Raw genomic sequence first — 13634 nt, 5'->3', positions numbered from 1 at the left:
CTTTGACGATACCTAACTCACCTAAGCGCCGCTACCCGGTCGCCGCAGATGAAGTAGAGCGCATTAATAAGCTCAAAAAACATCAGGTGCTCAACAACAATGATGAGCCTGCCTTTGCGCGTCTGACTGAACTTGCCAAGTTGTTTTTTGATATGCCGGTCGTCACCATTACCTTTATGGATGAAGAAACCCAGTATCTAAAATCTGTGCACGGGCTTGGCGGGGTATGTACGACGACGCGCCAAGTGGCTATTTGCAACTATACCGTGCTGTCTGACGAGGTATTTGTGGTTGCGGATTTGACAAAAGACAGCCGCTTTAGTCAAAATCCATTGGTGACAGAATCTCCGTACCTGCGCTTTTATGCCGGGGCGCCCATTATCATGTATGAAGACAATAAGACGTACCGTTTAGGCTCTTTTTGTCTGATGGATATGAAACCCCATGATGATTTTGATAATAAGCAAGCGCAATTATTGGCGCAGTTCGCGATGATGGCAGCCGATGCGCTACAACTACAAGACAAACAACGGGTCGCCAAACATGCCAACGAGATGAAGTCGGACTTTTTGGCCAATATGAGCCATGAAATACGCACACCGATGAATGGTATTATCGGCATGGTAGAGATGCTTAGCGAGACTGATCTTAGTCACGAACAACAAGAGTATGTGGACAATATCAAAGTCTCCAATGAGCATTTGCTAGCGATTATCAACGGTATCTTGGACTTATCGAAAGTTGAGTCTGGTAAAATGACCATTGATACCATTCCGATGAATCTGTCCACCTTATGCAATGAAGTAGTCAGTCTTTTTGCGATCAAAGCTCGCCAGCGCGGCTTGATTTTAGATTACCATTATACTGAGTCGTTATCACCTTATGTGCAAGGCGATCCGGTACGTCTTAAACAAATCATGGTCAACCTTGTCAATAATGCCATCAAGTTCACCCGTGAAGGTGGGCGAGTCAGTATCGATGTCAAGCACGTGCCCAATTGCCATTGTATCGATGACAATGCTGAAAAACATGAAAGCAATGGCGGGTTTGCTGATGGTATTATTGGTGAAGAGAATATTACTAAAGAGAACATTACCAAAGAGAGTATTGCTTACGAAAACATGACTCTATGTATTGAGGTCACCGATACGGGTGTCGGTATTAAGCCTGAATCATTGGACGCGATATTCGATGCCTATGATCAAGCCAATAAATCAACCCATCGTCTTTATGGTGGTACGGGTCTGGGGCTGTCTGTATGTAAGTCTCTGGTGGATTTAATGGGTGGGCGCATCGACGTCGATAGTGTGGTCGGTGAGGGTACAACCTTCACAGTATTGTTGCCGCTCGCTACTATCGATGAGGAACAGTATGAAAATTGGCAAGTTGCCAACGACTTTACCATGACCGCCCCGAGTCAGGAGCGTTCTGGTCACATACTGTTGGTTGAAGACGATAGTGTCAATGCGACAATTGCCAAAAAAGCCTTGAGTAATAGCGGCCATACGGTAACCCACGTCACCGATGGGCAGCAAGCGATTGAGGCTTTTGCTTTGTACCCTGAGCGTTATGATCTCATTTTGATGGATCATCATATGCCGATTATGGATGGCGTACAGGCGACCATTAAGTTGCATGAGCTGTATGACCCTCAAGTATTGCCACCCATTATCGCCTTGACTGCCAATGCGATGGATGGCGAGCGCGAAAAATACCTTGATGTGGGCATGCAGGACTATTGCACCAAGCCTTTTAAGCAAGAACAGTTAAATGCCTTGGTGCAATATTGGCTAATGCATAAGCAATCGTCAGCTGATTGAGTGAATAAGACAGACGTAAGGGTTGTGAATTTCCCTCGCTAGACTTGCCATCGGCTACATAGGCTTTTTCTTTCTATATCGACAGTTAAAGCAACTTGACTCATTTATCCTAAATTTTTTACGATATAGTCAAAATATCCTAAAAACGCGACGCTATTGCTCATATCAATTTTTTGTGGCCACCGCCCGTGCCACATTTGAATGTTTAACAGACCCTAATAAAAAAGCTTAACCATTTAATAATGGTTAAGCTTTTTTTATGTATTACTCAAGCAATTTGAACGATTAGCTCACGCGGGTTTGGTAGTCACCAGTACGGGTATCTACACGCACGACTTCACCTTGCTGGACGAATAGTGGTACACGTACCACCGCACCCGTCTCTAACGTGGCAGGTTTGCCACCGCCACCTGAAGTATCGCCGCGTACGCCGGGATCGGTTTCGGTAATTTGCAACTCAACGAAGTTAGGCGGGGTGATTGATAACGGCACGCCATTGAATAAGGTAATGGTACAAAGCGCATTGCTGTTCTCTTTGAGCCATTTTTGCGCGTCGCCAATGGCTGTTTTGTCCGCTTGTAGCTGCTCAAAGCTTTCTGGATGCATAAAGTGCCAAAACTCCCCATCGTTATACAGATAGTTCATTTCGGTATCTATAACATCTGCCGCCTCTAAGCTATCACCTGACTTAAACGTTTGCTCTAGCGTTCTGCCACTGCGTAGATTGCGCAATTTCACGCGGTTAAACGCTTGTCCTTTACCAGGTTTGACGAACTCATTTTCGAGAATGGCACAGGGATTGCCATCGAGCATGACTTTGAGACCGGCTTTAAATTCATTAGTAGAAAAACTTGCCACAAGAAACTCCTAAGGGTTACGAATATATGATCGGTATTTGGGTGTGGAGCTGACTGTGCTAAGCGCTGTCGTCATACCAAGTATTGATGGCTGACGGGTATGCTTTGATAGGGTACTCACTAAGGGCGTATAATGACGCCTTTTAGGCACAGGTACTAGGTTGTCATGATAAACCATTTAATCACACAAAAAAACTGGCAAACGCAATTATCCGAAGGCATTACTAGCATCGATGAATTGCTTAGTATCCTAAAGCTTGAATCGCGAAGCGCAGAGGTTTATGTGCCTGAGCATTTCGAGCTACGCGTGCCACGTGCTTTTGTCGCAAAAATGACCGTCGGCGATAGCGATGATCCCTTATTAAAGCAAGTGCTACCCGACCGACAAGAGCAAATCGCAGTGACTGGCTATGTGGCAGATCCTTTAGCGGAAAATGCTCATAACCCAACCAAAGGCTTATTGCATAAATACCAATCCAGAGTGCTGCTGACGATTACGGGTGCTTGTGCGATTCACTGTCGTTACTGCTTTCGCCAGCATTTTGACTACAGTGCCAATATGCCCACTGCCGATGCCAAACAAAGCATCATCGATTATATTACCGCCCATCCCGACATTAATGAGGTGATTTTAAGTGGCGGCGATCCTTTAAACGTGACCAACAGACGACTGTTTGCTTGGCTTGATACTTTAGAGGCCATTCCGCAATTGACCACCATTCGGCTCCATACTCGGTTGCCAATTGTGATTCCAGCGCGTTTAGATGCGCCATTATTAGAGCGGCTAGCACAAAGTCGCTGTCATATCGTCATGGTCATTCACTGTAACCATGCCAATGAAATCGATACGCTCACAGCAGAATATTTGCAGCGGGCGCGGGCGGCTGGCGTGACGCTATTGAATCAAGCTGTGCTTTTAAAAGGTATCAATGACAGCGTGGCTGCTCAAACTGCCTTAAGTCAACGTTTATTCTCTGCTGGGGTATTGCCTTATTATCTACACGTATTGGATAAAGTAGCAGGCGCGGCACATTTCGATAGCGACGAGCGGTCAGCAATAGCGCTTTACTGGTCATTATTGGCAGCATTACCCGGCTATCTAGTACCTAAGCTGGTTAGAGAGTTGCCAGATAGACCGTTTAAGGTGCCGATTGACATTTACAATGAAGTCTAAAAGTTGCATTATGATAAAGTAGCGCTATTAGCAGACAAATAATGACTAATAAGTGCGTAAGCAGCCGTTATTATATCCAATCGATAGCTAAAGCTTACCTACCTGCTTGCTACTAACTTGTACAGCCGTTACTGTGCAATGACTAAGGATAGTAATGATAACTTTATCAGTTTTTCAACAGCAGTTGGCGTCGATTGCAGCGTTACCCGCAGCATCTGGTAAATCGACCGACGGCCAAGAGCAGCACCTACGCAACTGGGTAGCGCTGATGCCATCGCAAACAGAAGCGCAGCAAACGGAGCAATTGGAAAAAGTACTCATGGAATTGAGGGTGGCTGATGTAGATGATCAGCAACGCTTTACCTTAATAACTATCGTCCTTGAAGCGGCTGATCGGCTGATCGCCGCTTTACGTCAGTATTATATTTATGAAGCAGGAGCGCTAAGTGACGCGCAGTTGGCTCATGTTGCTCAAGTAAAATCCTTATACTATCTCATTGTTTTAACTTATGACGGGGTGATACGCCGCGAAATAGCATTGCTAGATCAGCAAAAACCCCCAGCAAGTAGTGGCTGGCAGCGCCACTTCACGGGCGAAAAGTCTTCTCCCGTTAGGTTAGCTATTGCCATTTACCAGACGCTACTCATGTACCAAAAGCTATTGATTGAAGACGCGCTTTGTTATCAAAAGCCACCGTCGTATGTATGGGCTGCAATCAATCGATTGTATTATCTTGCCCATCAGCGCCATGCTGCTACCCTTGACCTGAGCGGTCATGTCGTCACCAATCGTGCAGACACTATACATCGCTTGTACTGTCAAATATGTCTGCACAGTTTACTCAATGTGCGTGGCATGCGCCGGCCTAATATGCTGCTGGTTCAGCGCTCGCTACCTGAGTGGGCTGAGCCAATCGTTGCGACCATAGAGCCGCAAACTGAGACGCGGGTCTTCGTTAACTTGCATAGTGACAGTCCACCTACTTATTTGACCGCGCATTCTGATATCAATCCTTACGAAAACCAGTACGACTGTCTCTTTATTGAGCTAGCACCAGTGGTCGCCTATCTAAAAGCACGCCGGCAAACGTTAATGAATGAGGGTAGCGAAGGCGTTGAGTGTTGTTTGCTCGATAAGATGGCCATGGCGCTAACCTATCGTTATATTCAGCCGCAATTGACCGTACCGACCAAGTATAGTCCTAAGCAAAACGCCACAATGGTGACCGGATTTAATGACATTCACTATCATGCTAGCCATGCGCAAGGTCTAATAAGTTTGATTGGCACTAAAGAGCTGCCGGATGCGCAGCGACCTCGCTATGATACCGTGCCAAAAAAACAAACGACCAATGGCTTATTATCCGTTGAGACTTTCGACAGTAAGGACGCCCTGTCGCATTTTCGCACGCTGCGCTTGATTATCAATCCTGAAGATATATCTGCTGTTACCGAAGACAAGGTTGTAACCCCAAGCACCGCCACGATAATGACAATGAGCAAAGTCGGTAGCGAAGCGAGTAGTATGGTAGCAGTGATGGACAGCAATACTACTAATGCTGATATTCATCCTATCGATACTGCACCGCCACCGTTGCAAATGATGAGTCTTTTTTTATTATGCCGTTCTGAGACGAAGACCGCAGCTGATTGGTCGATGGGAGTGGTGCGTTGGCTCAATCTTAATACCCGAAACCCAGAAGTAGAATGGCAAGTGCTCGGTCACAAGCTCATCTCTTGTGGGCTGCGCCTAGAGGACAGAGACTCACGCAGTCAGCATTTTGTGCCAGCTTTTATGATTGCTGGTGATGAGCAGCTACAGACGACTTGTAGCTTAGTCGTGCCGACCTCTCATTTTCAAACCAGTGATAGAGTGATAATGCGCCTAAATAATAAACAGAAATCCTTACGCTTATTAAATCCTTTACTGGTTACCGATGAGTTTAGCCAATATGAAGTAGTACAATTGTAATCTGCTCAATTAGGGCGTGTCCTAAATACCAGCATGGATATAAGTGTAGATGGTTACATGGCGAAGGTGCAGGTATAACCACTTTATCTGACGGTATGAGTAATAAGTTAAGCTGCAGTCGGTCAAATTATTGTCTATAATGACGGATACCATGACTTAAGTTTGATAGATAAGATATGTCTACTAAGCCAGTCAGCCTAGATCATATCAATAAACCAGTATTGTCAGTACCGCCCGAACCGAACCCGAATAGTGCTTATCTATTTGCCGCGCTATCTAAATATTGATAAAAGGGCGAGGTATCGAAGTTAAGCGATAAAAATAAATACGATCATAAGATTCAAAAGGCCTCCTATGCGTACTCAGTCCGTCTTAAATCTATTAGTTATCGATGACGATCAGCTCTATGCTGAGCGCCTAGTGGATTTGCTAGATTCTTATTATGACAGCGTCAACCTAGGCTTTTTGGATGACAAGGAAGAACTGCTCAAATCGCTACGCCAGCCGTGGGATGTCTTAGTCTTTGGGCAAGCCTATGATATGGGCTTTACCGACGTTGTGGGTATCGTACAAGAGCAAAGCATTGACTTGCCGATGATATGCTTGATGAGTGCGGAGATGGCTGCGACTGCCCATAACGAGGAAGGTTTGCCTGCGGTCATGAATAGCACGATGGTTAAGGCGCTTAGGGCAGACCAAGAGACAGCGGTAGTGATGGCCATCTGTTTACAGCATGGTAATTTGCGGAGTCGTCATCAGCTTAAAGCCTTGCGTCACGTGTTATCTGAGGCAGAGCAGCGCGCTAATATCTTGATTAAAAACTCTAAAAGTGCGGTTGCCTACCTTGATCAAGGGATTCATATCTTTGCCAATGACCCTTATCTTCAGCTATTCGGTTTTGACTCAATGAACGATATCATTGGCGTACCGGTTATTGACTTGATCGCAGGCGGTGATAACATCAAAGCCTTTAAGCAGTTTTTGCGGCAGTTTGATAAAGGGAGCCGTGACGAAGTCGAGTTCAAGTTTGAGAGTCTGCGTACGGATGGCAGTACCTTTGAGGCAAAATTACAGCTGGCAGCAGCTACCTTGGATAGTGAGCCGGTTACCCAGATTATTATTCAACAAAATAACAGTAATAGTGCTGAGGTTGCTAAGCGCTTGGCAGAAGCTGAGCGTAAGGACAGCTTGACAGGCATCAATAACCGTCGTGGTTTTGAAGAGCAGTTGGCGATATTACACCAGCAAGCGTTGGCTGGTACTCTGACTGCTGGGCTGTTGTATGTTCAGCTCGATAACATTGGTAAGATCAGAAGTAGCTTGGGTTTGCAAGGTGTCGATACGACAGTCAGACAGGTCGCTTATGCTTTAGATGAGCTGGTGCCAGAAGGCTATGTGAGCCGCTTTAGTGACACAGCATTTACGATACTAGTAGAAAACCAGACCACCGACGATCTCGAAAAGCTTGCGGAGCATATTGGCCTACGGATTAGTGGCATGCTTATTGAAGTCGATAAGCGCACGACCAGCACGACGGCGAGTATTGGTATTGTCAAAATCGAAAGAAATACTGCTGAGCCTAAAATAGTACTCGAGCGAGCGATGGATGCCATCGCCCAGATTATGACCGAGACCTCCAATAACGGTGGTACTTATCATCTATATGATCCAAGCGAACATGCCAATAGTGATGACCATGCGCTGGCGGAGTCTTTAGTCGATGCCATTGCCAATAATCGCTTTGAGCTATCATTCCAAGCGATATATGACATCAATCATGATCGTAGTGACTTTTTTGAAGTCTATCTGCGTTTGCCATTGGCAGATGCTGACAATACAGTATTGACCCCTGATCAATTTATGGCGGTTGCAAAGACGCATCAACTGTTAGAAAAAATAGATCGCTGGGTGCTGATCAATGCCTGCAAAAAAATAAACGATGTACGTAAAACCCATCCTGAGGCGCGACTACTGGTACAATTGACCAGTGCTTCGCTGGTGGATAAAAAGCTGCCCAATGTCGCCAGTCAGCTGATTAATGCGGTTGGCGGTGCGGCAGGAGTGTTAACGCTACAGTTCAACGAAAAAGATATTGCCGATCATTTAACAGTCGCCAAATCTCAGTTTGAGGCCCTTAATAAAGTGAGCTGTCAGCTTGGCGTCAATAACTTCGGCTCATCTACTAAGTCTATTGAGATTGCCAGCTTTGTGCAGCCAGATGTGGTGCGTTTGGCCCGCAGTTATGTACAAGATATCGACTCTGCAGATAATTTAGAAGCCGTTAAATCACTAATCGTACGTACCAATACGGTTAATATTGATGTGTTGATGCCTTACATTGAAGAGGCGGCAACCATGTCTGTCGCTTGGAGTGTGGGTGCGCGTTACCTGCAAGGGTATTATTTGGAAGAGCCAAGCAGTACAATGAAAGTTGCTAGTGGCACATAAGAGAACCTAGGGCGTGTCCTCAATTCAAGCGCTTGTATCTAACTGGGCTAAAAATGACTAAATTTTGCCAAATATCGTCAAATAGCTGAATAATATCCCGATATTATTTGCGCTATTTTTCTCATTTGACGGCAATTTATCTCATTTTTACGACCATTTTTAAAATGAGGACACGCCCTAATCTCATGTGTGATTATAAAGTTATAATCCTAGACGTTTCTTAAGCGTGATTTATTGGTTTAGCTGCCGATAAATTGCGCTCTATTTTTAAACAGCTATCTATGTGTGCCGCCTGATGTTGCTTTCTACATGGTTTTTCAATGCACTATGCCTGTTGTCTCACATAGCTGGCGCTCCTCAACTAAAGATTGCCAAAAATGTCTATCATCAATACATCAATATTGAGCGGTATTTTTTCCGCTGTTCTGCTACTCACCGCCTGCGGGGAAAGTATCCCACCTGATCATCGCGCGCCTGTCACGCTGCCAATATATACTGAAGGTGATGCCGATAATGGTGCTCTAATTTATCAAGACGCTTGTGGCCAATGCCATCAGAGGAATGCTGGACTCAATAAAAAAGGCCCGCAGTTGATGAATATATATGGCGCGCCCGCTGCAGAGTTAGCAGATTATACCTATAGTGACGGGCTAAAAAACTCAGGTTGGGTATGGGATGCAGCAACGCTCGACCCTTATATTGCAGATGCGGAAAAAGCCATACCAAACTCAAAGATGCTATCAGACCCGATGCCAGATGCACAAGAGCGTGCGGATGTGATTGCTTATCTGTCAACGCTGCGCGCCGCCGCGCCGATAGTTGCAGATGAGTCAAAGTAATCTCTGATTTATACTTACTATTCAAAAAACGAGCCAATAATTGACTATGACCCACGCAGCCATCAATAGTGCCATTACAACACCACGTCAAGCAGCAGCAGAGGTGACTGATAAGCCGACCTTTAGCACTGCCGACTATCGTCGCAATCAGCAAAAAATTGCCCAGCTTATGGCGCAATTAAATCAAATTGTGTTAGATAAGCCGCAAGCCGTTAAGCTTGCGCTCAGCGGTATATTGGCAGGTGGTCATCTATTGTTGCAAGATATACCGGGTATGGGCAAGACCACTTTGGCACAAGGCTTGGCGCAGTTGCTTGGTCTGAGCTTTAGCCGTGTGCAATTTACCAATGATATGCTGCCAGCAGATATCCTAGGGATGAGCATTTATGACCAAAGTAAACAGCAATTTGAGTTTCGCTCAGGGCCTATCTTTACTCAACTGTTACTCGCTGATGAGATTAATCGCTCTAGCCCTAAGACCCAAAGTGCGCTACTAGAGGCGATGGAAGAGCGGCAAGTGACCCAAGATGGACAAAGCTATCCATTGCCGCAACCGTTCTTTGTGATTGCAACTCAAAACCCTTTGCAGCAAGCAGGCGTCTATCCACTCCCTGAATCGCAGCTAGATCGATTCTTGCTATGCTTGTCGCTTGGCTATCCATCACCTGCCGCAGAGCGTGAGCTTTTAAAAGGTCAGGATCGCCGTGAGTTACTAAAAGAGTTGTCTGCGGTACTTGATACCGAGGCGGTCTTGTTAGCGCAGCAAGGCGTCAAGCAAGTATATGTCGCGGATGTGGTCTTGGACTATCTACAAAGACTGGTGGCAAAAACACGATCAAGCCAAGAGTATCATGGCTTATCACCACGTGGCGTGCTGTCGCTACAGCGTGCCGCACAAGCCTATGCCTATGTATCGGGGCATATGGAGATGACGCCTGAAGACATTCAAGCGGTGTTTGCCGCCGTCACTGATCACCGTCTCGGTCAGCGTTTTGTACCCGCGCATGTGACGGGAGGACAAGCGACGCAGACCATCGCCCAACGCATTTTGGCAGACGTAGCGGTTGTTGTTTAAGAGTCCGTTATTTAATCGCATGCTTATTTTTCAAACGATCATTCAGTTATCGATGAGAGTATCCATTTTATGGTAAGGGTAGTCATGAGCTTTTTGCCAAAAGCCTTAACCGTACCAGCTACTTCAGCATTAAGCCGTTGGTTTGCTTCGCGTGCGCCCAAAAGTGATAGTGCCACCCTCAATTTGCGTAACGTCTATATCTTTTTTAGTTGTGAAGGGATGCTATTTGCTGTCTTACTGGTCATTACCTTTATCGCTGGTATCAACTATGGCAATAACTTGGTATTGGGCTTATGTTTTTATCTAATCAGTGTCTGGCTGATCAGCTTTCATGTGACCTTTGCTCATATCTCAGGTCTAAAGGTACAGCTAATAGAGGTGACCATGGCAGAAGCGGGTGCGCCTGTCTGGGTGACCCTGCAACTGCGTAGTGAGAGTCGCCAGCCAAGACGCCAGCTGCTATTTAGCTTTGCGCAGACTGATAAAGAGATGGATAAAAAATCTGGTAAGAAAATCAAACATCACGTGGATAGTCAACATTCTGTACTTGTTACACGGTTACAAGATGAGCAAATTATTCGTTTGCCGGTGCAGACGCATAATCGTGGCGCGTTTGAGTTGCCACGATTAACCATCAAAACCGTTTATCCATTAGGGATCATGCGTGCATGGTCTTATGTCTATTTTGCCCGTAGCGCTTGGGTCTATCCAAAACCTGAAGCCTTTGACTGGCAGACGCAGTATTCGGTCGCAAGTTTAGAGGACTTGCCAACAGGCGGGCAATATCGTCAAGGTCAAGATGACTTTGAGCGGCTCGATAATTATATCGAAGGTGAGTCGCTGGCTCGGGTTTCTTGGGGTCACGTGGCGCGCGGTCAAGGCATGTTTACCAAGCATTTCGCTGATCCAGTCGGTGATGAGCAAACATTGGATTATGCCGATATGCCAGCAGCCCATCATGAACAGAGGCTGGCACAACTGGCGTACGGGGCGATGACATTAGGTGAACTTGGCGTACCATTTAACATGCGCTTACCGAATGACATGCGCTTTGATCAATCCTCTAGTGCAACAATGGGTGAAGGCGATAGCTTTGCACGAGCATGCTTGTTAAGGCTGGCGAAAGCACCATGATCAATTTTAAAAATTCCTCTACAAATGAGACAGAGATCAATCCTGCAAGCTTTGAGCAATTGGCTTTGGGTCAACATATCACTTCTCACACTGAGCAGGCTAGCGATGCTAAATGGACTCGCAAGCTACTCGCCTTGCCAGCCTATTATTGGGTCTTAATTGCCCAAATCATCGTCATTTTACCGCATGCAGCACATCTGCCTTTATGGTTGATTGGCTTTGCTGTGGTCAGTATTGTGGCTCAGTTGCCACGCGTAAAAGCGCGATTTAAAAAATTAGCGCATTTAAAGCGTGTTTATCAAAGCATGCAAATGCTCGGCTTTTTATTGGGGCTGGCAGGTCTGTGGCTGACTTATAATACAGCGTTTGGTCTCGATATGGGCGTGGCGTTTTTAGTGCTCTGTCTTATCAGCAAGCTATGGGAGTTGTATAAGCGCCGTGATGCTTATGTGGTATTGAATTTATCGCTATTTGTACTGGCTGCGCTATTTTTGATGGATCAAGGTCTCGTGACGACGTTAGAAGTAATCGTCGGTGCGGTCATCATATTATTGGCATTTATTGCGCTCAATGACGATGGCAATACTCGTGGTGATGGTCGTCTGCGTACTTTGGGCGTATTAGGTCTTGGGGCACTACCGTTATTGGTCGTGCTATTTTTGTTTTTTCCGCGCTTGCCACCGCTATGGTCAGTGCAGCTCTCAGGTCAGCAAGCAACCACGGGTGTCTCTGATAGTATGTCGCCCGGTGATTTTGCCAATTTGGGACAATCGACTGAGCTGGCGTTTCGGGTAGAGTTTGCAGATAAGCGCCCACCACAGCAGCAGCTATATTGGCGCGGCTTGGTATTTAGCGACTTTGACGGGGTGACGTGGCGTCCTAGCCCTCAGCAACGACAGTGGCAGCCGACGCAGCGAATACCTGCTTGGATTGAGAATGCCTTTGCTACTATCCCTGATGAGGTGAAAGCTGCGCCGACCAGCTATGAGATTATTCTAGAGCCCACGCAACAAAACTGGCTATTTGGCCTTGATTATCCTTTTGCTCAGCGTCAAGACATTAGTATTACTTCAAACTTTACTTTATTAAAAGACCAGCCGGTTACCCAACAGCTGCGCTACGAGGTATTACAGTTTGCCCCGATGGGTATCGATACGATTCTCTCTGATGAGTCACGCCGTCTGAATCTTGCCCTGCCAGCTGACGGCAATCCCAAAGCAAAAGCACTGGCGCAGCAGCTGTTTGTTCAATCAGACTCAGACCCAGTACGCTACATGCAAGCACTTGAGCGCTGGATCAACCAAACGGACTTTCGTTATACGTTGTCGCCGCCACGATTGCATAAGAACCGTATTGATGAGTTTTTATTTGACACCAAAGCGGGGTTTTGTGAGCACTATTCTTCCAGCTTCACCTTTATGATGCGCGCTGCTGGCATTCCAGCACGCGTCGTGGCGGGCTATCAAGGTGGTGAGCTGAGCCGCGGTGGTAATGTTTGGGAAGTACGGCAAAAGGATGCGCACGCTTGGACGGAGGTTTGGCTTGACGGTCAAGGTTGGGTACGTGTCGATCCGACGGCTTTTGTAGCGCCTGAGCGTGTCGAGCAAGGTATGGATGCACTGACGCAGGCACAAGGGGCAGCAATGTTCGGTGATGGGGCTAGTGCGCAAATCAGCTATCAGCAGTATCAAATGCTACAAACCTTACGCCGCCTCTCAGATCAAGCCAGCTACTATTGGCAAAAAGACGTCGTTGGTTACGATCAGGATAAGCAAGCTGACTCATTACTCAAGTGGTTTAACATCCGCTCAATCATGCAGCAAATTATTTGGCTAGCGGTGAGTGCTATTACCGTCATGGTAATTTTGGTTTTTATCATTTGGCAACGTCGCCGCAAACGTTGGCATCCAGCCGATCTACCACTTGCACAATTATCAAAGCGCATTGGCAAAGCGGATAAATCGCTCGCTCGCGATAACAACGAAGGGCAATTGGCTTGGCTTGAGCGTTTGGCAGCGGCGGTTAATAACCGAGGCAATGATATAAATAGTGACATGGATAGCCGTAACAATACTGTAAGTAGCGGTGCGGGTGGTAAAGTTAGTAAGCTAACAGATAGCGGTCACTCAGAGATTGTACAAGCAAAAATAATACAGATGAAGCAGGACTATCGTCAACTGCGTTATGGACGCCTAAGCAGCCTTGAAACCAATGATAGCGAATACCAAGTCGTACTGAAACAGCTTAAGAAAGATGCACGTGAATTGTTCTAATGGCTGTTTTGTGAAAGCGTTGTTTAGCATATGATAAAATAG

At 46.2% G+C, this 13634-nt stretch carries 9 protein-coding genes; 8 read left to right on the top strand and 1 reads right to left on the bottom strand.

Annotation, left to right across the window (positions count from 1 at the left end):
- Window positions 1-2: 2 nt before the first annotated feature.
- A complete protein-coding gene (locus tag ACSUPM_RS10790) occupies window positions 3-1820 on the top strand; it encodes an ATP-binding protein (RefSeq protein WP_227674767.1) in 1818 nt (605 codons plus the stop codon).
- A gap of 285 nt (window positions 1821-2105) precedes the next feature.
- Here the strand turns inward: ACSUPM_RS10790 and efp are convergent, their stop codons facing one another.
- Entirely contained in the window at window positions 2106-2678 is a 573-nt protein-coding gene (gene efp / locus ACSUPM_RS10785) for an elongation factor P (protein ID WP_025650782.1), read from the bottom strand.
- 165 nt (window positions 2679-2843) lie between these two features.
- Between efp and epmB the strand changes: the two genes are divergently transcribed.
- From epmB to ACSUPM_RS10750, 7 genes are all read left to right on the top strand, one after another.
- Entirely contained in the window at window positions 2844-3851 is a 1008-nt protein-coding gene (gene epmB, locus ACSUPM_RS10780) for an EF-P beta-lysylation protein EpmB (protein ID WP_436879932.1), read from the top strand.
- Between the two features lie 154 nt (window positions 3852-4005).
- Complete coding sequence (locus tag ACSUPM_RS10775; protein WP_436879931.1) at window positions 4006-5823, top strand: hypothetical protein; 1818 nt, start codon at window positions 4006-4008, stop codon at window positions 5821-5823.
- A 354-nt stretch (window positions 5824-6177) separates the two neighbouring features.
- Entirely contained in the window at window positions 6178-8271 is a 2094-nt protein-coding gene (locus ACSUPM_RS10770; RefSeq protein WP_025650779.1) for an EAL domain-containing protein, read from the top strand.
- Between the two features lie 377 nt (window positions 8272-8648).
- Window positions 8649-9110: a c-type cytochrome gene (locus tag ACSUPM_RS10765; protein ID WP_173238876.1), complete on the top strand. Its 462-nt coding sequence runs from the start codon at window positions 8649-8651 to the stop codon at window positions 9108-9110.
- A gap of 46 nt (window positions 9111-9156) precedes the next feature.
- The gene (locus ACSUPM_RS10760) at window positions 9157-10185 is read left to right on the top strand and encodes an AAA family ATPase (RefSeq protein ID WP_037025906.1); all 1029 of its coding nucleotides are present in this window, start codon (window positions 9157-9159) and stop codon (window positions 10183-10185) included.
- 84 nt (window positions 10186-10269) lie between these two features.
- A complete protein-coding gene (locus tag ACSUPM_RS10755; RefSeq protein ID WP_350588230.1) occupies window positions 10270-11319 on the top strand; it encodes a hypothetical protein in 1050 nt (349 codons plus the stop codon).
- On the top strand, window positions 11316-13592 hold the full coding sequence (locus ACSUPM_RS10750; protein ID WP_350588229.1) for a DUF3488 and transglutaminase-like domain-containing protein: 2277 nt from the start codon (window positions 11316-11318) through the stop codon (window positions 13590-13592). The genes ACSUPM_RS10755 and ACSUPM_RS10750 overlap by 4 nt, the downstream gene beginning before the upstream one ends.
- The last annotated feature ends 42 nt before the right edge of the window (window positions 13593-13634 follow it).

Source organism: Psychrobacter okhotskensis (assembly GCF_965638355.1).
Taxonomy (GTDB): domain Bacteria; phylum Pseudomonadota; class Gammaproteobacteria; order Pseudomonadales; family Moraxellaceae; genus Psychrobacter; species Psychrobacter okhotskensis.
The sequence above is the reverse complement of the archived record's forward strand: the minus strand, read 5'-3'. Positions and strand labels throughout refer to the sequence as shown.

What these genes read in the sequence shown, in the direction of transcription:
- epmB (WP_436879932.1), top strand. Translation starts at nt 2,844, where the DNA reads ATGATAAACCATTTAATCACACAAAAAAACTGGCAAACGCAATTATCC.
- ACSUPM_RS10775 (WP_436879931.1), top strand. Translation starts at nt 4,006, where the DNA reads ATGATAACTTTATCAGTTTTTCAACAGCAGTTGGCGTCGATTGCAGCG.
- ACSUPM_RS10770 (WP_025650779.1), top strand. Translation starts at nt 6,178, where the DNA reads ATGCGTACTCAGTCCGTCTTAAATCTATTAGTTATCGATGACGATCAG.
- ACSUPM_RS10765 (WP_173238876.1), top strand. Translation starts at nt 8,649, where the DNA reads ATGTCTATCATCAATACATCAATATTGAGCGGTATTTTTTCCGCTGTT.
- ACSUPM_RS10760 (WP_037025906.1), top strand. Translation starts at nt 9,157, where the DNA reads ATGACCCACGCAGCCATCAATAGTGCCATTACAACACCACGTCAAGCA.
- ACSUPM_RS10755 (WP_350588230.1), top strand. Translation starts at nt 10,270, where the DNA reads ATGAGCTTTTTGCCAAAAGCCTTAACCGTACCAGCTACTTCAGCATTA.
- ACSUPM_RS10750 (WP_350588229.1), top strand. Translation starts at nt 11,316, where the DNA reads ATGATCAATTTTAAAAATTCCTCTACAAATGAGACAGAGATCAATCCT.